The 20,627-nt window shown below is 43.6% G+C and carries 20 protein-coding genes; 8 read left to right on the plus strand and 12 right to left on the minus strand.

The genetic code is table 11. The annotated features are described in order from the left end of the window. Positions 1–78 precede the first annotated feature (78 nt). Complete coding sequence (locus tag UQW94_RS14980; protein WP_322142346.1) at positions 79–1,437, minus strand: hypothetical protein; 1,359 nt, start codon at positions 1,435–1,437, stop codon at positions 79–81. 222 nt (positions 1,438–1,659) lie between these two features. On the opposite strand from UQW94_RS14980, the gene UQW94_RS14985 reads away from it, so the two are divergent. Continuing rightward, entirely contained in the window at positions 1,660–2,286 is a 627-nt protein-coding gene (locus UQW94_RS14985) for a DUF2726 domain-containing protein (protein WP_322142347.1), read from the plus strand. A gap of 39 nt (positions 2,287–2,325) precedes the next feature. On the opposite strand, the gene UQW94_RS14990 is transcribed toward UQW94_RS14985, so the two are convergent. The 8 genes from UQW94_RS14990 to UQW94_RS15025 form a co-directional block, all read right to left on the minus strand. Then, entirely contained in the window at positions 2,326–3,678 is a 1,353-nt protein-coding gene (locus tag UQW94_RS14990) for a secretin N-terminal domain-containing protein (protein WP_322142348.1), read from the minus strand. A 17-nt stretch (positions 3,679–3,695) separates the two neighbouring features. After that, complete coding sequence (locus UQW94_RS14995; protein ID WP_021448018.1) at positions 3,696–4,769, minus strand: zonular occludens toxin domain-containing protein; 1,074 nt, start codon at positions 4,767–4,769, stop codon at positions 3,696–3,698. Beyond that, positions 4,769–5,128 (minus strand): DUF5455 family protein, encoded by a 360-nt coding sequence (locus UQW94_RS15000; protein ID WP_024701224.1) that lies wholly within the window; start codon positions 5,126–5,128, stop codon positions 4,769–4,771. The genes UQW94_RS14995 and UQW94_RS15000 overlap by 1 nt, the downstream gene beginning before the upstream one ends. Beyond that, positions 5,128–6,753: a methyl-accepting chemotaxis protein gene (locus UQW94_RS15005; RefSeq protein WP_230855310.1), complete on the minus strand. Its 1,626-nt coding sequence runs from the start codon at positions 6,751–6,753 to the stop codon at positions 5,128–5,130. Before UQW94_RS15005 ends, UQW94_RS15000 begins: the two co-directional genes overlap by 1 nt. 77 nt (positions 6,754–6,830) lie before the next feature. Then, entirely contained in the window at positions 6,831–7,094 is a 264-nt protein-coding gene (locus UQW94_RS15010) for a major coat protein (protein WP_021448020.1), read from the minus strand. Positions 7,095–7,364: 270 nt separating this feature from the next. Next, complete coding sequence (locus UQW94_RS15015; RefSeq protein WP_005389159.1) at positions 7,365–7,670, minus strand: hypothetical protein; 306 nt, start codon at positions 7,668–7,670, stop codon at positions 7,365–7,367. A gap of 83 nt (positions 7,671–7,753) precedes the next feature. Continuing rightward, positions 7,754–9,784 carry a replication endonuclease gene (locus UQW94_RS15020; RefSeq protein WP_322142349.1) on the minus strand — a complete coding sequence of 677 codons (2,031 nt, stop codon included), beginning with the start codon at positions 9,782–9,784 and terminating at the stop codon, positions 7,754–7,756. Further along, positions 9,784–10,086, minus strand: a complete 303-nt coding sequence (locus UQW94_RS15025; protein WP_322142350.1) for a hypothetical protein — start codon at positions 10,084–10,086, stop codon at positions 9,784–9,786. Before UQW94_RS15025 ends, UQW94_RS15020 begins: the two co-directional genes overlap by 1 nt. 199 nt (positions 10,087–10,285) lie before the next feature. Between UQW94_RS15025 and UQW94_RS15030 the strand changes: the two genes are divergently transcribed. Further along, positions 10,286–10,654 carry a DUF3693 domain-containing protein gene (locus UQW94_RS15030; RefSeq protein ID WP_025505234.1) on the plus strand — a complete coding sequence of 123 codons (369 nt, stop codon included), beginning with the start codon at positions 10,286–10,288 and terminating at the stop codon, positions 10,652–10,654. Positions 10,655–10,827: 173 nt separating this feature from the next. Here the strand turns inward: UQW94_RS15030 and UQW94_RS15035 are convergent, their stop codons facing one another. The 3 genes from UQW94_RS15035 to UQW94_RS15045 all read right to left on the minus strand — a co-directional run bounded on the left by UQW94_RS15035 (position 10,828) and on the right by UQW94_RS15045 (position 14,190). Beyond that, positions 10,828–12,549, minus strand: coding sequence for an ATP-binding protein (locus tag UQW94_RS15035; RefSeq protein WP_005377471.1), 1,722 nt, complete (start codon positions 12,547–12,549; stop codon positions 10,828–10,830). Beyond that, positions 12,539–13,720, minus strand: a complete 1,182-nt coding sequence (locus UQW94_RS15040) for an FIST signal transduction protein (protein WP_017634895.1) — start codon at positions 13,718–13,720, stop codon at positions 12,539–12,541. Before UQW94_RS15040 ends, UQW94_RS15035 begins: the two co-directional genes overlap by 11 nt. A 113-nt stretch (positions 13,721–13,833) precedes the next feature. Next, positions 13,834–14,190 (minus strand): hypothetical protein, encoded by a 357-nt coding sequence (locus tag UQW94_RS15045; protein WP_005377473.1) that lies wholly within the window; start codon positions 14,188–14,190, stop codon positions 13,834–13,836. A 257-nt stretch (positions 14,191–14,447) separates the two neighbouring features. Between UQW94_RS15045 and ccoN the strand changes: the two genes are divergently transcribed. From ccoN to UQW94_RS15075, 6 genes are all read left to right on the plus strand, one after another. Continuing rightward, complete coding sequence (gene ccoN / locus UQW94_RS15050; RefSeq protein ID WP_005396488.1) at positions 14,448–15,875, plus strand: cytochrome-c oxidase, cbb3-type subunit I; 1,428 nt, start codon at positions 14,448–14,450, stop codon at positions 15,873–15,875. Positions 15,876–15,887: 12 nt separating this feature from the next. Continuing rightward, entirely contained in the window at positions 15,888–16,508 is a 621-nt protein-coding gene (gene ccoO, locus UQW94_RS15055) for a cytochrome-c oxidase, cbb3-type subunit II (protein WP_005377475.1), read from the plus strand. A 9-nt stretch (positions 16,509–16,517) separates the two neighbouring features. After that, positions 16,518–16,691 carry a cbb3-type cytochrome oxidase subunit 3 gene (locus tag UQW94_RS15060; protein WP_005377485.1) on the plus strand — a complete coding sequence of 58 codons (174 nt, stop codon included), beginning with the start codon at positions 16,518–16,520 and terminating at the stop codon, positions 16,689–16,691. Next, the gene (ccoP, locus tag UQW94_RS15065) at positions 16,691–17,665 is read left to right on the plus strand and encodes a cytochrome-c oxidase, cbb3-type subunit III (protein WP_005377487.1); all 975 of its coding nucleotides are present in this window, start codon (positions 16,691–16,693) and stop codon (positions 17,663–17,665) included. Before UQW94_RS15060 ends, ccoP begins: the two co-directional genes overlap by 1 nt. Before the next feature lie 106 nt (positions 17,666–17,771). Next, the gene (locus UQW94_RS15070) at positions 17,772–18,248 is read left to right on the plus strand and encodes a FixH family protein (protein ID WP_005377489.1); all 477 of its coding nucleotides are present in this window, start codon (positions 17,772–17,774) and stop codon (positions 18,246–18,248) included. 4 nt (positions 18,249–18,252) lie between these two features. After that, complete coding sequence (locus UQW94_RS15075) at positions 18,253–20,616, plus strand: heavy metal translocating P-type ATPase (protein ID WP_262641854.1); 2,364 nt, start codon at positions 18,253–18,255, stop codon at positions 20,614–20,616. The last annotated feature ends 11 nt before the right edge of the window (positions 20,617–20,627 follow it).

The raw sequence follows: 20,627 nt of genomic DNA on the forward strand, positions 1-20,627 counted from the left end.
CTCTAACTCTACAGCGAGTAAGCATTATATGAGTTTTAATCGACTGAGGCTGGACTTTGTCTAGAGCTATTAATTAGGCTACTGAGAGTTGTTAACATCGGGTTGTTGAACTTCGTAATTACTGACCTGAGTGATAATATCTTTATCCATGTGTTGCTTTATGAACTGAGTTTTTAACCTGATGCGCAGTTGAGCTTTCTCAAGATCAGATAAGTCGAGGTCTTCTGTCACTATTGACGTTATATCTCTAGCTAATATAGAAAGCCTTAGAAAAGCCAACCTTTGATCGTGTATATCAATTAGTCGCGATATAGCCTTTTGTAAAAATGCGCCGGTAGCACCCATTAGTGCAATAATAGCTAATGTGTAAGGCATGCGACTTAGAATTAGATTCCACACTTCTTTTATTTCACCAGAATTGAACTGATCCATTAACAAAATCGATCTCTCGAAAATGTTTAATGTAACAACCGAAATAATAACTAGACAAATAAGAACCATAACACCATAGAATATTTGTTGAAATCTAGTTTCGCCGACATAACCTTTAAGGTCTTCACTGAATACATCCTTATCCTGCTGAAGTTTTACAAGATCACTGCTTAATGTCTGTGTCTCTCGTGTCAATGTGTGCTTTCTTTCTTCGAGTTTATTAGTCTCATTTGTAAGTCGCTCAACTTCATCTTTAGACAAATCTAGCTGAGCCTTTTCTTTAGCTAAGCTCTGCTGTACCTCGGTAAGTTGTTCTGTAGAGTCATTATGTTCGATTGCAGCTTGTTCGGTATTTTTGACCGCGACATCATATTCAGCTTCAAGATTTTCAATATCGGATTCTAGTTGCTCAATTCTGTTCTCAAATGCAAACTCTCTTTGTGCAAGTTTCTCGGAATAATCGCGTAATGCTTTTGCTGTGTTCTTTATTCGCTCATGTGTGACTATAAATCTCTGTACTTGATTTTTAAGAGCAAAACCGGAACTTTCAGGATATAAGCTATCAGCTAAACCATAAACCTCGAAATCAATGACTATTATAGTCCCAGTTGCTGATGATATGGTGAACTTATCGATTGCTGAGTTAATCGAAAATACAACTTTTGAAATATTGGATTTTGATGTGGGAGCATTAGATGATTTTAAACTGTAGCTTTTTTCATTGTTGAAATAAGTCAGCTCCAACGTTTTAGTTAAGGAAGTCTCAATCGAAAGTACAACCTTTGTAACATAGAGTCTTTTGGTCAAACGAAGTTCGACTGGGGTTGTCCTCAGTCTATATTCTATCGGTAACTCACCATCTTTCTTATTGCCCTTAAGTAAATCTAAGATTTTAGACTTAGAGTCAAAGCGAAACGAACCTAACTTAATTAGGAAGTTGGAGTGAAGACGAAGTGTGTTTAAAGATTTAGTGAGTGACTGAAGCTCGTGTTGAATCTTTTCCAAAATAATTCACCTATATACACCTTTTATGACATTATCAATGAATAATTTTTATATGGCTAACCTTATTTTTTATGTTTCAGTGTGACTAGTTTTGTATGTGATGGGTGTAAAACTAATTCTGTATATAGTCTATCTCTTAGTGAAATCCCCCACATCAATACCACTTCAAACAAAACGGATATGCTACCATACACTCATTTTTCTATAAGTGAGGAACAGAAAGTGCCTGAATTACTGATACTTATATCCTTAGCGTGTATTGTGTATCTATTCACAAAGAAGGGTAAAAAACCGAAGCGTAGGCTTAACGAATGGGAACAAGGTGCAGCAGTTAGAAGACCCAATAGCGTGCATTCTTTTGAACCCAAAGTTGCAGAAAAGAGCCCAAAGGTAGTCGAGGTACCTCTGCCGAACACTGGCAATAAGACTAATTCTGTACCTCACAAGAAAAGTACATACTTGGCCACCAAGACAGAGCGCAGATTCTATAGCGTTTTGCAGGAGCTTATACCTGACGAATACGTGATTCATAGCCAAGTTTCATTGATGGCGTTAGTTCAACCGACCAATTTTAAAGATAACTCTCGAACTTGGGCTAAAAGAATGGACTACGTGATAACGGATAGAGACACAAAAGTCTTGGCGGTCATCGAGCTGGATGATTCATCTCATAGGCAGAAGAAGAGACAAGAACGAGATATATACGTAAACAATGCACTTAACGGACACCATCCGTTGCTTCGGTTTGAAGCTAGAAGCTCTTATGACAAAACACATATCGCAACCGTGTTAGAACGTGACACGATAATAAAGTGTAGAGAATTGGAAAACGCATTACAGTACAGCTAAATCAGAGCCGAACAGCAATTGTTCGGCTTTTCTTTTAACTCAAAGTATCGTGGTTCTTATCGTTACTTTAAGTTCTTTATCGACAGTATTGGTCTTTTCTGACCGGAACAGAGCACCGAGTAACGGCACATCCATTAATACCGGAACACCACTTACAGAGTCTCTCTGCTCTTGGGAAATCAAACCCCCTAAAGAGATCGTTTGGCGGTCTTTGACCTTGACCACGGTTTGCAGTGTTCGCGTATTGGTAATGATGTCGGATGCGATAGAGGAATCCGTCACCGAGTCGGATTTTTGCATTATCTGAAGCACAACATGATCACCAATCACATGCGGTACTACCTCAAGTGACACGCCCACATCCTTACGCTCAATTTGCTGGACTCGATTACCACCGTCAGTTACCTCAGACGAAGTGAGGAACGGGACGTTCTGACCAACCGTGATGTAACCGCGCTCCCTGTCCATAATGAACATGTTTGGTCGTGATAGGAGCTTGGTATTCTGATTCTTAGACACTGCTTTAATCAGCGCATTAAAATCACCGCCCTCATAGAACAGCAGGTTATCCACGGCTTTCTTGATTGCGGTCGGTTGCGAAACAAAGCCTGCCTCACTCAGTGCCAAGTCCATATTCACGCCGATTTCTTGAGAATCACCGAGCTCAGTTTCAGTAATCACCGCCTCGATAAAGACTTGCTTTTGTGGTCTATCAATCCCCTTGATGAGCACATCGATGTGCTTCAATTGGTTTTCAGAGCCAGTCACGATAATGCTGTTTGTGGTCGGTAGTACCTCAACCTTGTAGTTTTTAATCGCTTTGTTGTTCAGTGTTTGATTCTGAGTTGCAGCAAGCATCGAGGAAATCAAATCAACGACCTTGGTATTTCGAACATTCTCAAAGAAGTACAGCTTTACTTGAGAGGGTTCGAACGTCTCCACCTTGTTAGCGTCGGCAATGATGGTAAAAACGCCGTGGTCATGTGTAAGCTCGTAACCGTGCGCACGAAGTACCGAAAGGAAAAAGGCAGAATAGTCCTCATCTTTCAAATCGGGCGCGGTAAAGCTGACCTCACCAGTGACACCATGACCGAGCACAACTGTGTTTCCAGTGTGAACCGAGAACCACGATGCAAAGTCTCCAATCGGTGTGTTCTTTGCCTCAAAAGGCGCAGAGCTTGCGGCAAAAGAAGGCGAGCTGAGCAGGGCGCACGTAAGCAGTAAAGTGGTAATGCTTGATGTGGAAAAGTTGGAACAAGCCGTTGTTTGTTTCTCAACTTTACCACAGCGCATGATAAGTAATGATCGCGCAAACAGTGAGCCTCCGGCGCAATAAAATTCTTTTTGTATTTCTGAAAGAAAAGCTGTGAGTTTTGCGATTATCCATGACATAAAGCGCACCTTTTTCCCTAGCACATGACTTTGAATGATTGACCGTTGCCACTCACCGTAATGGAGCAAGAGCCGTTAGATTGAGCCGTAAAGCCTTTTGCGTATAGTTGCGACGACGACAGACGCACATCGTCCTTAACCAACACAAAAGACGGAGCAACGTTTGGGGGATTCATTGAAGACTCGATTCGATAGCCGTCGAGCAAGTCACTCAATGACTCGCGAGGTGCCTCCGCTTGAGCCGTTGCGGGTTCCGTCGACATGTTCGGCGTGCCAACTAAGGTGAACACCGCAAACGAGACGGCGACACCTGCCGCAAATACACTGAATCGAGAGTATTTACGGAGATAGATTTTCGTAATGCGCATGATATTTCTCAATGTATACGGGACAGTGTAACGTCCGTGGGTATAGTAGGGCGGCAATACTGAAAAAACGCCGTCCTCATAGTTGTTTCTAAACATCTGCTTAGTGTCATAAGAGCTGTATAAGTCCGTACCCCAGAGCATCCATTTATCGACGGTGAGTGAGTTTGCGTTGTCACCATACTTCACAATGCCAACGTGCAGCTTAGGCATTTTCAACTTGAGTTGACCGAGCGTCAGAACGGATACCGCAGTCGAGATGATAGGGACTTGAAGACGGTCTAAACGACGACAAAACACGGTGTGCTCAGCCAGTGCGAGACGCGCTTGTTTATCAACAATCGAAATATCTTGAACGATGAAAATGACATCCCATCCAAGCTTTCGAATATGCAAAAGGTGATCAATTAACTTTTGTCGATTCTTATCGTTCCATGTGCGCGAGTTAAACCACGTTCCGCACTCATCGAGCACAATCAAGCCGTCTTTTTTGGTGTCATAGCTTTTATTTGCCGAGCCAATCACCATCAAATCTTCCACTTGAGGCTTGTCCGGTAAGCGGTAAAGTCGAGTGTTGCGCTTATCGCGTCCAAGCATTTCTTTCAAGTTGATATCGAGGTTTGTCGCTACAGGCACACCACGCATAAACGCCTCACGAATCTTACCGACTGCCGTTAGCGTTTTGCCTGAGCCGAGCTTACCCGTAACAAAGTAGACCGATGCCATTACGCCGCCCTCACAATCGCGTAGAACTTCCACTCCCACACCCAACGCAGGAGACGCGCCGAATAAATCGCACTCACACAAGGCACGGCGTTATTAGGGATGAACATACCCGCTGCTTGTGACCACATTGGAGGCGCAACATAAGACAGGCCCGTTGCAAGGGTGTAAATCGCCAAGGTGAGGGTGACGGTCAAGCCGATTAGCAGCGTTAAAATGACCAAGTTAATCGTGACGTTTCGTGCTTTCGCAATGAAAAACCAACCAAATAACGTGGTCGCTATCTGAGAGATAAAGGCAACCAGAGCAGGGAGGCGCAACGCCGTCCCAATGGTGCTGACAATTGGTAATAGCTGAATCATTAGTAATATCTCCCCGAACCTGGCTTGTTACTTGGTACAGGCGTGACCTCAGTCAGCAGGATTTCAACAAGCGTCTTAATCGTGTAGATGTAAATCAGAATTGAGATGATCATTTTGAGTTTCTGCGAAAACTCACAAGAGATAGAAGCGCGACCACCGCCAAGCGTAGGCAAAGATAGATTCATGCAGGGCGTAGGCTTAGGTAATACACTCAAAAACGAATCCGATATAGCATTAATATGCCCCTCAGACTCTGCCGTTAGATTCTTCTCAATCAAATCGTTAGCCGCATCGGTCACGGTCTTTTCATAGGAATTCATCGCACCGGACACGGCTTTATCCGCTTGAGTCAGCACATCACCGACATAATCCGAACCTAAACCATGAGGGTTTTCACAATAGTTGTTTTCCTCGGTGGGCTCACAAGGCTTGAGGTCGTCGAGCTTGTCCGATAACTCCGCAAATCCATCAGCGTTAGTGGTTTGCAAATCATCGAGTCCCTTAACCACCTCACCAACAGAGTTGGTGTTTCGATTGACCGCCGTCGTGATGTCACCGTTAGCTTGCTGAATCAGCGCCTTAGTGTTTTCGTAAATCTTGTTGTCGTTGATTTGCTGCTTTTGAATCGCTTGGGTGTTAGTCACCATCGACGCATTGAGCGCAATGATTTGGTTTTGAATATCAGCGCTCGATTGATTGAGGTCGACGTTGAGTGCGTTAAGTGCCTTGTTCACATCCGAGTTAAGCCCTTTAATCGCACTGACAACACCCTTATCGGTTGATTCATCCGTGTCAGGGTCTTCGACTTCTGGCTCCGCGTCAGTATCGGGTGGGTTAACCGTATTGGTTGAGCCGTCAGGCAATACGCTAGGGTCTTCGATGTCGCCCGTTGGGTCGTCAGGGTCGTGAATTGGATCATCGGGAATAATAGGGGTGTCAGGACCATCTTTACCCCAAAACAGCGTACCACCATCACACTGATTACCAGTGAATTGAAACTTACCGTGACATCGCGTGTTTTGAGTGAACTCACCGGAGTCGACATCGGTACAAAGCGTAGTGTCATTTGGAATACGCTCAAGCTCACAACGGGTTGCGCCAAAATCGCCATAACATGCCCCTGTCACTTGCTCACCATAAACATAAGCCGACCAGTGAAGTGATTGTTTGTCATCAATGGATTGCTTGAACTGACAGGCATCCATACAAGTGCCGTCAGGGTTTTCGCCAAACTCACATGCAGGAACGATAGGCTCACAGGTGTAACCGTCACCATCTTCTATTCTTTCATGGTCTGCTGGACACTTAGCGGTACGATGAAGAAACGTTGCAGCGTGATATCTCGGGTAACTGGGACTGGTTGTGTTACAAATAATCATTAAAGCGAATTTACTACTCTCTATAGAGCATGACTTCGTATAGAAGTCTTTGTAGTTAACAAACTTATTTTCATAACAAGAGACATACGAGTAAGGGTTAACTCTCTTACCCAAGGACAAGTTACAGTTAGGATAAGCGGCAACATCGCTAGCGCTGTAAGTAGGTTGAGCGGCGCTTACATTAAAAGCACTAAACAAAACACCCAGTAAAATAATCAGTGACGCTATGCTTTGTTTAATGTTCATTTGTAAATCTTCCTCGTGAAAAATAACGCCCCCATTCGGAGGCGTTGACCAATGGGTGTATAAAGCAGTCGTTAGAATTACGTTGCTTTGTTTGCACCTTTCTTGAATAGCTTGATGCCGATGAAGCCAACCGTCATTGGCACGGCGATGCCCCATGTCGAGGTGAGCATTTCAGTGACGTAACTTGCCAGTGTGCTAAAGGCTTGTGTTGCCACTTCTGGCAGTGCTGCATTCGCAGAAGATGCCGCCATGAGAAGTGCACCACCAAATGCCGCACGTTTTGCTGTTACTACTGCGCCAGCCTTAGCCATTGCTGCGCGTACTTTGCTTTGTTTTTCCATAGTCTTATTTCCTATGTTATGGTTTATGAAGAAGTTGAAACCTCAGCCGCTTTCTTGAATCCGAGAATGTGGAAGCCAATCGAGAAGCCAAGGATAAAGGCTGTCGCGAAACAGCCGAGCATGAACTCTGATGACAGCATTTATCTTTGTCCTCCGACTATCCAACCGAGCGCAACTAGCAAGAAACAAATGCCTAAGAACACCATTAACTGAAAGTTATCGAGTCGAGCCATTAGCTCTGCAAATTGCGTCTCGGTCATGATTTAACCCTTATTTTTCGTTTAATTGAGGTAGGGCGTAGAGGTGGAAACCGTCGATAGAGACGTGTTTACCCTCATCGTTACCAAAGCTGAATTTCTTGTGTTCCACATCAAACATCATGCGATTACCCACACAGCGCTTGAGCAGTTCGCCAGCCTTGCCGTTTTCCCAAAGCTCAGGAGAGACACGCACTTCAATGGTGTCTGTTGGGTTGGTCGTGATAAGACGCAGCTTGCCGTTTTGCTTTTGTTCGCCGTTACGGTCTGTTTTGGTTTCTTGAACGATGTCCGAAACATCTAGAATTAAACCTTCCATTCTCATAGTGTTTTGCCCTTATTTTTACGTTGTTGGTTAGTTGAAAATTGAAATGACAGTTATTGACACAAGTCCAAGGGAAATTAATGCATCATGTCGGGCGGGGCTGCGCCCACCCAACACGACGCATTAATTTCCTGAGGGTCAGTGAGCAACAGCGCTTCCATTTCGTCATAGAGCGCTAGGTGTTTTTCGTATTGCTCGTAAAGGTCGTCATACATACGCTCGTATTCTTTTTCACGTTCTAGCGCGTCGAAGTAATCGACCACGTTAGACATGATGCCTTGTTGAGCACGGATGAATTGCTCTTTGTTCTCGGTCTTCCAAGTACGGAAGCGAGTCGCGATAAAAATCTTATGGAACATCAAGCCATTCAAACGCGCTTGAGCCATATCACCGTAGCGAGTCGATGAGTATTCACCGCCCGAAGCAATCAGTTTTTCGATAGAGGTTGAAACGGAATATTCCGCTTTTACTGGTTGGTCTTTGCGCTTAACGAACACGCCGCCCATTGCGTAACAAAACGCTTTCCAGTCGCCCTCATCAGCAGAGCGGCGAACCTTTTCTAATAGAAAGTGTTCGTCTTGAGATAAATCTGTAAACAAAGCATCGTCCTCTTTGAATTCATCACGAAGACGACGAAGCTCACGCCATACCGTGACAGATGGACCACCAATAAATTGAAATTGACGAATTTGATTCACACGTGCCCAAGTTACGACACGTTCCGCCGCATCTGAGCCTGACAAAGACGAACCTTTGTCAGAATCAATGTGTTGACCGTCGATGTTTTTGCTCAGGTATTTAGCGACATAGCCAACGGCTGAACCTTGAGACCAGTCGATAACCTCAGCTTTGAAACGGGCTTTCTTTGCGCCTTTTTCGTCTGGCGAGTCAGCCATAGCAAGACGACGAAACTCAGACGTCACAAATTTGCGTGCGGATTTTTCCATGAACAGCAACAAGTGGTGATGCGGCGTGCCGTCTTGGTGAGGCTCAACAATGCGCATCCCGTAAACCTTGATTTTGCTCTTATCAATCGACTTACGAAGATTCGCCCAAACGCCCATGAGGTAAGCGTGAGCTGATTTCGCGTCAGGCTTGCCAGCCTCAAGCCATTTAGGGTTGATGTCGCCTTTAGAAACAGAGTGAAAACGAGACGGAGCTGTTACCGTGAAGAACACCGCATCGTGATTCGATTCTTGAGCGATTTCCTCAAAGCCACGCAGACGAACAAACATTTCAGCGCGGCGAATCTCAGCATTAGAAACCGACTTAGCCGATAACTCACTGAGTGTGAAATAGTTAGACGGGTCAGCCTCATCGTAAGCAATCGTGTTTTCTAGCGCGATACGGTTAGACGTATTGCGGTCACGTTGACGGCTTAGAGAAAAATCCGAGCAGTAAACTTGCTTACGGCGTTGAACAAGCGCTAAATCACGCGCAACACATTCAACCTCGTAAGCACATTTACGGCGCAGTTGACGAACAAGCCAATGCTCATCAAGAGCACGGTTCACCAATGCGAAAAGTTCACAGTTGTTTTCTGCGTATTGAATTTGCCCAGGTGAAAATGCCAAGCCTAATGAATCAAGAAGCTGAACCGCTTTATCAAAACGCGCTTGTGATTCTTCAAGAGGAATCGCACTTAACACGCGAGAAAAGTCGCGTGATTTACGCTTGGCTAGATTGGTAATTTGCTCATCTGACATCGCGTAGCTGTAGCCGTGCTCAGTCAAACGGTCGTGAGCGTCGTTAACTGCGCGTACAGCTTCCAGAGCGTTGCGTGTTTTCAGAATGTCGGTGTAAGCGCGTGTCATGTGTCGAGCGAAGTCGCCGTTACGGTGTAATGATTTCGGCAAGTCCAAACAAGGGTTAGAAGTAGGGCGCTCAATAAAATCTGACAGGTCGTGTGAGTAGATTGACGCACTCATTGCCGATTTCACAGCCGACGGAATGAAATCCTCAGGCGTTGTGAATCTGTGGTCGACGTACTCAAAACGATGGTCGAATAAGTTATCAGGAATGTGCTCACATGAAGCCCAAGAATGGACAGGAACAAAATCAATCCATTCTTGTTTACCTGATGCCAAATCAATAACAAGTTCACGCATTATTGAGCCTCAAGGTCTGAGTAGAATTTACGCTTTTCATCTTTGCCAGAGCAATGTGAAACAACCAGATACTCGTAAACGGTGACGCGACCGTCAGAGGCATAGTCGCGAGCCAAATCACCACAAAACTCATGGTCAAGATAAAAAGCAAAAGTTTCGTAATCGTCGTATGGGATTTCAAACGAGTCGTAGATAAGGGAACCAAAGAAATAAATACCCGCCGCAATCACCGAGACAAGAAACAAACTCCAAGCGCGATTCAGATATATTTCGAGTTTTTTTGTATTGGAGACTTCTGACATAACAACCACCTTGACTAGTTGTGAGAGCGACCGCCAAAGCCAAGCGCGAAAGCGTCAAGGGCAAACGCCCAGAGCTAAGGCGGTCTGATACTGATTGAATAACCAAATTTGGTTAGTAGCGTAATCACCAAAATTGGTTAGCGCAAGACACCAAAAATGGTGATTGATGAGCTAAACTGACGGAAATGGAGGAAGCGGTATGTATCAGAACAAACTATTAGATGCCTACAAAAAGGCTCAAAGTTACGTACAAGACAAACAAATTGCAGCGGATATGAATGTGCCGCCGCAAAGAATCAGTGATTTCCGCAAAGGAAAGCGTTATATGACTGATACACAAGCAATTTTTCTTGCAGAGCAATCAGGTTTAGACCCTGAGATTGCATTGTTGGGTTGTCACGCTGATCGCAATGATAATCCGCAGATAAAAGCAGTATGGGAAGGAATTGCAAAAAAGTTTAATGGGCTTGGATTGTCAGGAATCTCAATGGCTTGCGCTGGATTAGCCTTAGTGATTGCAAGTCCACAGGAATCACTATTACAGTGCGCATTATATGTGTTATGTTAAATTGTATATTGGCATACGCTAAATGTTGTCTGAGTATGCTCCTATTCCCCTGCAGATTTTAAATTTAAAGGCCTTACTGTAAGTATTAAACATAATGGTTATTTACCATAAAATACTTAATATAGATCTTAATAATCTATCGATTGTTAAGATCTATATTAACGCCTTTTTACTTATTGAAATGACTGTATAGCTTCAAAGATATCTTGTCTTCTAACTGGCTTGGAAATGAATCCGTCCATACCGGCATCCAGGCATTTATCTCTATCGCTTTCTAGCGCATGTGCAGTTAACGCTATAATTGGGGTCCTGAGACCTTTATCTCGAATAAGTCTTGTTGCGGTAATTCCATCCATCACTGGCATCGAGACATCCATGAGAATCAAATCGATTAAATCCTCATTCTCTTCTAAAAATGTTAATGCCTCTGCTCCATGGCTTGCGATATGAACATTATGGCCAAGCTTATTTAAGATAAGCTTTATTACGAACTGATTCGACTCGGTATCTTCTACGACGAGAAGTTCCATTGCTTTTGTCGGTTGATTGGTTTCGATTCTAACTGGACGATTTTGATTACAACGAGTCAAAACTGGAATCGAAATCGTAAAGGTTGAACCAACATGCTCATCACTTTTAACGGCAATCTTTCCACGCATCATTTCGACTAAATGCTTGGTTATTGCGAGCCCCAGTCCTGTACCACCGAAGCGTCTCGTGATGGAACGGTCTCCTTGATGAAATGCCGTAAACAAGTGCTCTTGCTTTGCTTTAGATATACCAATTCCAGTGTCAGATATTGAGATCACAAGTTCAGCATCTTGCTCAGATACAGAAACTTTTACTTCACCTTCGTCTGTAAACTTTATTGCATTCCCTATTAGATTAAACAGAATTTGAGATAACCGCGTGGAGTCAATCCAAAATTGTTTGTCATTAGTGACAGTACAGTTGAGCTTGAATTTAAGATTTTTCTTCTTAGCTATTTGTTTTTGCTGAGAAATAACAAAAGTGACAGTGTCTCTTAAGTTAATCCATTGTTCATTGAGCTGAAAGCGACCTGACTCGATTTTAGAAAGATCAAGAATGTCACTGATTATCGCGAGAAGTAACTCTGCAGAGCACTCCATTTGGCTCAAAGCATCAATTTGTTCTTCTGACAAGGTTGATTGCTTCAGTATATCTAGCATTCCAAGAACGGAATTTAAAGGGGTTCTTATTTCATGACTCATCATCGCTAAGAACTCCGACTTAGACCGGTTCGCAAGCTCTGCTTCTTCTCTTGCTTTAGCGAGCTGAGTTGTTCTTACTTCAACGATACGTTGTAACTTCTCTTTGGTCTCGATATCAATGACCGCCCTTTCAATTAAGGGACGAAACCGCCTCAAGGTTTCCTTATTCTCTATGCTAAAGTGCCCTTTCTGAGCTCCAATAAGTAGGATTACGGTTTGCGTTACTTCTGAACGTATACCAGTTAAAACGACCGAGTTTACATGGCTTTTTATAAAGCTGTTTAAGTTAACAAACTCAGCGAGTTTATCTGGCTCGAACAGTAGAATGCATTCACCATTGAGAGCTCTTTGATAGGTGTTACCGTGTAACCAGGATACATTATCAAATACGCTATTAGTTGATATCAATGTCTTGAAGGGATATCGTTCACCATCACGAGTCAGTACAATAAAATCATCGAAGTTGATGTACTTTTTGAGGACATTGTTTAATCCCGTAAATATCTCATGCCGATTCTTTGCCTCACTCATCGCAGATATCGCGGAAAGAATGGCCTTGTTTTCATCAGCGAGTAGTCGTTCTCTTTGTCTAGCCTGCTTTAGCTCAACTAACGCTTCTTGAAGCGCTTCCTGTTGATATATGTCTAAGTATTTATCTTTCATAAGGTTTATGGAATATAGCCGATGAAATCATCAGGTTTCCATGTCCATTCTCACCACCAATAAATCTACCTTGCTCGCCGAAAGTAAAAGGGCAAATAAAAGGCAAATGTTCTAGTTCTTGGTTAATTTGTTCACAAACGCTATTCATGTCTTGCATTAAGTGCAACATGGGACCTGCGCAAAAGATATTTATCACTCCAATTTTTCGAGACTCTTCTAATTTTTGGTTAAAAGCGGCATTGACGACTTTTGCAGCGCGCGCAACGAGATGCTCACGACTTCCTTTCATTAATGTGAGCTCGTCACCCTCTTCTATTCGTGTAAACAACTCGATTCCACCATCTGGCGTCTCACGGATCGGATGGGATAACTTGTAATATGGGCGATCATAGAGATGACCTGCGATCCGCCCTAATGGATAAGCACTCGAGTTTGTAAACAGCATATTATCTTTACCTACTTGGTTATCCTGGTGATTTGTCCACCTTCTATAAACATTGAGCGCAGGTTCATTATCAATTTCAAGTAAGCATCTATCGTTGGTCTTGGTTGCAACACCTTTGATATTAGTTGGTGTATGCCCAGCGCTGAAAGCGATATCAACAGGTTGAGAGGAGTAAAAGAGAGTTAAGCTTAAACCTGAAGTTTGAGAGCCTTGGGCGGTTATCACAGACCATTTCCCAGCGATGTTATTATCAGCGGCCGAACCACCAATAATTGGAATTAGAGTTCCAAATCTTTCATCTATAGACGCAATGATTGATTCCTCTTGCCCTGGTGTAGCATGAAGTAGAATTAAGTTTGGTACCTCTCCTACACGGTTTGCGTTCTCAAGGGCCATATCCAAAGCCTTGGTGACGCTGTCACCTGAGTTGTGATTAGAAATACCAGTACCATAAGCATGAGGACCTGTATCATAAACAGCAAGTGCCGCAATTACTGGTCCTGTATGAAAGCCCTGATCTGTCATTACGGCTTGACATGAACTGGCGCCATGAAAAGGCACACCAGGAAAATGCGCAAGAAACGCTTCTCGAATCAACTCGAAATTGTATTCTTCCGTGTAGTAACACATCACGTAAGACAAGTTCTGTTGTGTCAATTCGGACCTGAGCGTTTTTATCGCTGAGTCTTCATCTTTAATATGAGTAAAAACTGATTGGCAATGCATACGATTTTATAATTGGATATCACTCTGCTGTTATACCATTCCAACCAATTTTCTCTAGGTAAGAAGGTGTTAATTTCATTAATAAGTTACGATTATCTCGTGATAGATCGTATTTATAATTGAACTACAACAATGTTTTCACCTTTTTTAAAGGTGATTTTTTTCGATTCAGGCATGATGTCCCATTCTACTGACTTATGCTTTTCGTTGAGATTGATAAAATTACCAGATTGATTTAGATCAATTTTTAGAGTGCTACTTTCTGTCGTTTCGAGCGAAATTCCCATTGAGTCACGATTAATCGTGATTATTTCTCCTTCAATTGTTACATCGCATCGTTCTTTTTGTGAACAGTCAACGCTATTAACACTCTCGTGTGTAAAGGTACGCCAGAAAAATGCGCCTATTAAAACACTGAGCATGATTAAGATTTGTGCAAGTCGCGCCTTTGTTAACTTTTGTGCAGGCATAATTACTAATATCCTTGTTACAAACTTCAAACTTTTTAAATAAAAAATGATTTCCAGAGGTCCAGTAAGGTTACTACCCTGTCATTGAATTGTTAATTCAAGTATAGTGTCACGCTGAAAATGCCACTTTTTATTAAAGTCAGCAATGGAAATAAGGTGATGATAACACTTGAATTCTAGAGTTTACTTGGGTGGTGTTACGACGCAAGTCGTGTTGGAAGTAAAAGTGTAGTTAATTAGAAATTGGAAGCATGCAAATGAGCCAAGTAAAGCAGCTTGAACAAAACTACAACTATACAGTCGTTCGCCAATTTACCCTTGTGACCATTTTATGGGGCATAGTTGGTATGGCTGTTGGTGTTTTGATTGCCGCTCAATTAGTTTGGCCACAGCTAAACTTTGATACGCCGTGGTTGACGTACAGTCGCTTACGTCCACTGCATACTAATGCGGTAATTTTTGCGTTTGGTACCAGTGCTCTGTTCGCAACGTCTTATTATGTTGTACAGCGCACATGTCAAACACGTCTTTTTGGTGGCCCACTCGTTGCCTTCACCTTTTGGGGTTGGCAAGCAATCATCCTGGCAGCAGCCATTACTTTGCCTCTCGGTTTAACATCGGGTAAAGAGTATGCTGAGCTAGAATGGCCTATTGATATCGCAATTGCGCTAGTATGGGTATCATATGCGGTGGTGTTCTTCGGCACACTAGTGAAGCGAAACACGTCACATATTTATGTGGCAAACTGGTTCTTCGGTGCCTTTATTATCACAGTAGCAGTACTTCACATCGTGAACAGCATGGCTATTCCTGTGTCACTTGGTAAATCTTACTCGATTTACTCGGGCGCAGTGGATGCGATGGTTCAGTGGTGGTATGGACACAATGCGGTAGGTTTCCTACTGACCGCTGGTTTCCTAGGTATGATGTACTACTTCGTTCCTAAACAAGCTGAACGTCCTGTTTATTCTTACCGTCTATCTATCGTTCACTTCTGGGCACTTATTTCTCTATATATTTGGGCAGGCCCTCACCACCTTCATTATACAGCGCTACCAGACTGGACTCAGTCTCTAGGTATGGTTATGTCGCTGGTTCTATTTGCTCCTTCTTGGGGTGGTATGATCAACGGTATTATGACGTTATCTGGTGCATGGCATAAGCTTCGTTATGACCCTATCCTACGTTTCCTAATCGTTTCACTGTCGTTCTACGGTATGTCTACCTTTGAAGGCCCGATGATGTCGATTAAGACGGTTAACGCACTTTCTCACTACACAGACTGGACCATTGGTCACGTTCACTCTGGTGCGTTAGGTTGGGTTGCGATGGTTTCTATCGGCTCTGTATATCACTTGGTACCTCGCCTATTTGGCCAAGAGCGTATGTACTCTGTTGGTCTAGTTAATGTGCATTTCTGGCTAGCAACAATCGGTACCGTTCTTTACATCGTTGCGATGTGGATCTCTGGTGTAATGCAAGGTCTTATGTGGCGCGCGGTTAACTCTGACGGTACGCTAACTTACAGCTTTGTTGAATCTGTAGAAGCGTCTTATCCGTTCTACTTTGTACGTTTCCTAGGCGGATTTATCTTCCTATCTGGTATGTTCCTAATGGCATATAACACGTACAAAACGGTAAGTGCACCAAAAGAAAGCCTAAAAGCTATCCCACATCCGGCATAAGGAGATTTAAGAATGAGTAATAATTCTAATAATCGCCATGAAATCTTAGAACGTAATGTCGGTTTGTTGGCTATTTTTATCGTGTTTGCTATCAGTTGGGGTGCTCTTGTAGAGATCACTCCTCTGATTTTCCAAAAGCAAACGACTGAACCTGTAGAAAATCTGCGCGCTTACACTCCTTTGGAGATGGAAGGCCGTGATATCTACATCCGTGAAGGTTGTAACGTCTGTCACAGCCAGATGGTTCGTCCTTTCCGCTCAGAGACTGAACGTTACGGTCACTACTCTGTTGCTGGTGAGAGTGTTTGGGAACACCCATTCCTTTGGGGCTCTAAGCGTACAGGCCCGGATTTAGCTCGTGTTGGTGGTCGTTATTCTGACGAATGGCACCGTGTTCACCTGTTAGATCCTCGTGAGCTTGTACCTGAGTCAAACATGCCAGGTTTCCCGTGGCTAGCTGAAAACGTTTTAGACGGTAAGCTAACTCAGAAGAAACTTGAGCTATTTCGTGATCAGTTCGGCGTTCCATACACTGATGAAGAGATCGCGAATTCGGCTAAAGAAGTAGAAGGTAAAACAGAGATGGATGCAATCATCGCTTACCTTCAGTCTCTTGGTCATGCAATGAAGTAAGGGGATCATATGGATTTCGGTACAATTCATAGTATTTATACCGTTGTACTCTTCGCTAGTTTTATTGGCATCGTATGGTGGGCATTTAGTAAAAAGCGTAAAGCACGCTTTGAAGAAGATGCCAACTTGGTGTTTGCTGACGAAGAACAAAAGACCCCTAATAACCAAGGAGTGAAGAAGTAATGACTACATTCTGGAGTCTCTGGATTATCGTGATTACTGTCGGTACGCTAGTAGGCTGTGCGATTCTCCTGACTTGGTGCGCTAAAGATAAAATGGGCGTCGAGGAAGGGGAAGACATGGGCCACGAGTACGATGGTATTCGCGAGCTAAACAACCCTCTACCAAAGTGGTGGACTTACCTGTTTGTAAGCACATTTGTGTTCGCAGCAGTTTACCTTGCCCTATTCCCAGGTCTAGGTAGCTTCAAGGGCTTTTTAAACTGGCAGAGTTCGGCTCAAACCGTTCGCTCACTAGAAGAGTCAAAAGAAGCCATCGCTGCAGCACAAGAGAACAAGCAACTAAACCAATATGCAAAAGAACTGGATGATGCCGACGCTTACTTCGGCGAAGCATTCCGTAAACTTGCGCACAATGACAGTGGTCTACGCCCAATTCCTGAAATTGCGCAAGATCCTGAAGCATTAAAAGTTGGTCAGCGTTTGTTTTTGCAAAACTGTTCTCAATGCCATGGCTCTGATGCACGTGGTCAGAAAGGCTTCCCTAACCTGACTGATGATGCATGGCTATATGGTGGCGAGCCAGCAGCGATCGTTACAACCATCATGCACGGCCGTATTGGTCAAATGCCAGCATGGAAAGATGCCCTTGGTGAGCAAGGTGTTCAAGAAGTTGTAAGTTACACACTTAGTTTATCTGGTCGTAAAGTAAATGCTCGTGAAGCCGCGGCAGGTAAAGCACGCTTCGTAGTGTGTGCAGCTTGTCATGGTACCGATGGTAAGGGTAACCCTGCAGTCGGTGCGCCTGACCTTACAGACCAAGACTGGTTATTTGGTGACTCTCGTGCAGCTGTAACAGAAACCGTAATGAACGGACGCTCAGGCGTAATGCCTGCGTGGAAAGACATTTTGGGTGAAGATAAAGTTCAGCTCGTTGCCTCATATGTCTGGAGTTTAAGTAACTCAGAGAGTAAGTAACTGAGATATTACGTAACATAGCAATAACAGCCCCTTTCATAGGGGCTGTCTTTCCTTTAAATTTAACGCCTTACATTTTTTTCATTTAGCTGTTGAGAACTTTTTTATGGTAAAGCCTTGGTATAAACAATTTTGGCCGTGGTTCCTAATCATCCTTCCTCTTACTGTCGTAGTTTGGACTGTGATTACTGTGGTCGTTTTCTCGAACAACTCTGTTTCTTTAGTCGCCGAGGATTACTATAAAAAAGGCAAAGGCATTAATATCGACATTAGTAAAATGAATGTCGCTCGTGACCTAGGTCTTAACGCTGAGATTTCCTCTGAAAATAACAATGTTGTGATTGTTTTCGCTAAAGGGAAGCTACCTCATTACCCTGCTCTAACGGCCACTTTCACTCATCGTACTCTTCCTGATCGTGACTTCACAAAGCTTGTAACAGCGGATGCATCTGGTAATTACCGACTAAAAGCTGAGGAATCTATTCAAGGACCATGGTTTGTTGAACTACAACCACACGACAAGCAATGGATGATCCAAGGTAAAGTTGAGTTTCCTGCCTCTTCAACACCGTTAATGAAGTAAGCATATGTGTAAATCCTGTTATCACTGCGGTGAAGATGTACCAGCCAACACGGATTTCAAAGTAGAAATATTGGGTGAAATTCGCGACATGTGTTGTCCGGGCTGCGAAACTGTGGCGCAGACTATTGCCGATAGTGGTCTTGTCTCATATTACCAATACCGCACTGCGCCAGCAGAAAAGGCAGATCTAGTACCAGAGCAACTCCAAGCTTTAATTCATTATGACAATGCGGATGTACAATCTGAATTCGTACGAAATCGCGAAAATGTTTCTGAAGTAACCCTTTCTTTGGAAGGCGTTTCATGTGCTGCTTGCGCGTGGTTAATCGAAAAGCAAGTTTCCAATACAGCCGGGTTGGTATCTATTCGTGTTAATACAACCACCAATCGAGCGTTACTAGCCTGGGATAAAACTCAGGTACGGTTAAGCGAGCTCCTTTCCGTTATTCATAAACTTGGTTACAAAGCTGCACCTTTTGAAGCAGATAAGCAAGAAGCCTCTTACCATCGAATGATGAAGCAATATCTATATCGGCTAGGTATTGCAGGTTTAGCAACCATGCAGGTCATGATGCTCGCCGTTGCACTGTATCTCGAAGTCTTTGGTGATTTAGAGCCAGAGTTTAAAAGTTACTTTCGTTGGGTAAGTTTGATTTTTGCTACTCCTGTTTTGCTTTATTCCGCTCTTCCATTTTACTTAAACGCATGGCGCAGTATCAAAGGCCGAACCCTTGGTATGGATGTCCCGGTTTCTATCGCGTTGATCTTTGCCTATGTTGCAAGTTTAGTTGCAACAGTAACTGAACAAGGCGAAGTCTTCTTTGAATCTATCTCGATGTTTACCTTCTTTTTGTTAGTAGGTCGATTCTTAGAGATGCGCGCTCGTCGCAAAGCTGCTGCAGCGAGTGGTAACCTTCTTAAGTTGATTCCTGCAATTGCTACAACGCTGGACGGTGATCAGATACCCGTGAAGACGCTAAAAGTTGGCGATCGTATTCGCGTTCTACCTGGTGAGCATATCCCCGCTGACGGTAAAGTTATTTCAGGCCGTATTCATATTGATGAATCCATGCTAACGGGCGAGTCAGTGCACGTTGTGAAACGAGAAGGCGATATTGTTTATGCAGGAACGCTAAACGGAGACGAATCATTTGAACTTGAGGTAGTAAGCTCAAAGGCCGATTCAATGATTTCTAACATCGTGCGTTTACAAGATGAAGCTCAACACTCCAAACCTAAAATTGCGGAAATTGCAGACATTGTCGCCCGTTACTTTGTTGGTGTGATTCTTATCATCTCTGCTGGTACTTGGTTTTACTGGCATCAAACAAAACCAGATGATGCGTTTTGGATCATGCTGTCTGTGTTAGTCGCTACGTGTCCATGTGCGCTATCTCTGGCCACACCGACCGCACTCACTTGTGCTACCTCTAGAATGGGTAATTTTGGCATTTTACTTCGTAAAGGCCATGTGTTTGAGACATTATGTAAGATCAACCACTTAGTTGTAGATAAAACAGGCACTCTAACGAAAGGTGATATTGAGATCTGTGAAACAAAGGTACTTAGTGATCTCCCACAGAAAGATTGTCTATCACTAGCTGCAGCTTTAGAGGCTCATGCAAACCACCCTATCGCTCGTTCTTTTGCAACTTTCACCAATGATGACTTTATCGTGTCTGATGTGCAAAACGTGATTGGGTCAGGGATTGAAGGGATATGGAATGGCAAAATCGTTAAGATAGGCAGTGCGGCTTTTGTTCAAGGCAAAGAAAGTGGTGAAAGCCAGGCGGTCTATCTGTCGGTTGATGGCAAGCATGTCGCTAGCTTTTACTACCGCGACCCTATCCGAAAAGAAAGCAAAGCCTTTATTCAACGTTTTGCTGACGCTGGAATTAAGACAACCCTGCTAACTGGTGATTCTCTCTCAAACGCCCAACCAGTGGCGAATGAAATTGGTATCGATCACATCGTCGCGTCAGCAAAGCCAGAAGATAAGCTTGCATACCTTAAGAGCTTGGACGAAAACAGTATCACTATGATGGTTGGTGATGGAATCAATGACGCGCCGACTCTCGCCGGAGCTCACCTTTCTGTCGCAATGGGCGGTGGTACAGATGTCGCTAAAGCTTCTGCAGATATGACGTTACTTGGGGATAATCTCGAAAAGCTACTAGAAGCACGTTTGCTTGCACTGCGTACAAGAAAGATTATTCGAGAAAACTTGGCTTGGTCTTTGGGTTACAACCTGTTAATTTTGCCTTTGGCGGTCGCAGGTTTAGTGGCTCCCTACATTGCAGTAGTTGGCATGTCTGCAAGCTCAATTATCGTTGTATCTAACTCTTTGCGCCTGCTCAAAGAGAAATAAGTAGAGAAAGC

Source organism: Vibrio sp. PBL-C16, assembly GCF_034321865.1.
Lineage (GTDB): Bacteria > Pseudomonadota > Gammaproteobacteria > Enterobacterales > Vibrionaceae > Vibrio > Vibrio alginolyticus.

Excerpts from the sequence above, each read along its gene's own strand:
- UQW94_RS14995 (WP_021448018.1), bottom strand. The coding sequence starts at position 4,769 with ATGGCATCGGTCTACTTTGTTACGGGTAAGCTCGGCTCAGGCAAAACG.
- UQW94_RS15070 (WP_005377489.1), top strand. The coding sequence starts at position 17,772 with ATGGTAAAGCCTTGGTATAAACAATTTTGGCCGTGGTTCCTAATCATC.
- UQW94_RS14990 (WP_322142348.1), bottom strand. The coding sequence starts at position 3,678 with ATGTCATGGATAATCGCAAAACTCACAGCTTTTCTTTCAGAAATACAA.
- UQW94_RS15045 (WP_005377473.1), bottom strand. The coding sequence starts at position 14,190 with ATGCCTGCACAAAAGTTAACAAAGGCGCGACTTGCACAAATCTTAATC.
- UQW94_RS15010 (WP_021448020.1), bottom strand. The coding sequence starts at position 7,094 with ATGGAAAAACAAAGCAAAGTACGCGCAGCAATGGCTAAGGCTGGCGCA.
- ccoO (WP_005377475.1), top strand. The coding sequence starts at position 15,888 with ATGAGTAATAATTCTAATAATCGCCATGAAATCTTAGAACGTAATGTC.
- UQW94_RS15015 (WP_005389159.1), bottom strand. The coding sequence starts at position 7,670 with ATGGAAGGTTTAATTCTAGATGTTTCGGACATCGTTCAAGAAACCAAA.
- UQW94_RS15040 (WP_017634895.1), bottom strand. The coding sequence starts at position 13,720 with ATGCATTGCCAATCAGTTTTTACTCATATTAAAGATGAAGACTCAGCG.
- UQW94_RS15075 (WP_262641854.1), top strand. The coding sequence starts at position 18,253 with ATGTGTAAATCCTGTTATCACTGCGGTGAAGATGTACCAGCCAACACG.
- UQW94_RS15035 (WP_005377471.1), bottom strand. The coding sequence starts at position 12,549 with ATGAAAGATAAATACTTAGACATATATCAACAGGAAGCGCTTCAAGAA.
- UQW94_RS15005 (WP_230855310.1), bottom strand. The coding sequence starts at position 6,753 with ATGAACATTAAACAAAGCATAGCGTCACTGATTATTTTACTGGGTGTT.
- UQW94_RS15060 (WP_005377485.1), top strand. The coding sequence starts at position 16,518 with ATGGATTTCGGTACAATTCATAGTATTTATACCGTTGTACTCTTCGCT.
- UQW94_RS15025 (WP_322142350.1), bottom strand. The coding sequence starts at position 10,086 with ATGTCAGAAGTCTCCAATACAAAAAAACTCGAAATATATCTGAATCGC.
- UQW94_RS15030 (WP_025505234.1), top strand. The coding sequence starts at position 10,286 with ATGTATCAGAACAAACTATTAGATGCCTACAAAAAGGCTCAAAGTTAC.
- UQW94_RS15000 (WP_024701224.1), bottom strand. The coding sequence starts at position 5,128 with ATGATTCAGCTATTACCAATTGTCAGCACCATTGGGACGGCGTTGCGC.
- ccoN (WP_005396488.1), top strand. The coding sequence starts at position 14,448 with ATGAGCCAAGTAAAGCAGCTTGAACAAAACTACAACTATACAGTCGTT.
- UQW94_RS15020 (WP_322142349.1), bottom strand. The coding sequence starts at position 9,784 with ATGCGTGAACTTGTTATTGATTTGGCATCAGGTAAACAAGAATGGATT.
- ccoP (WP_005377487.1), top strand. The coding sequence starts at position 16,691 with ATGACTACATTCTGGAGTCTCTGGATTATCGTGATTACTGTCGGTACG.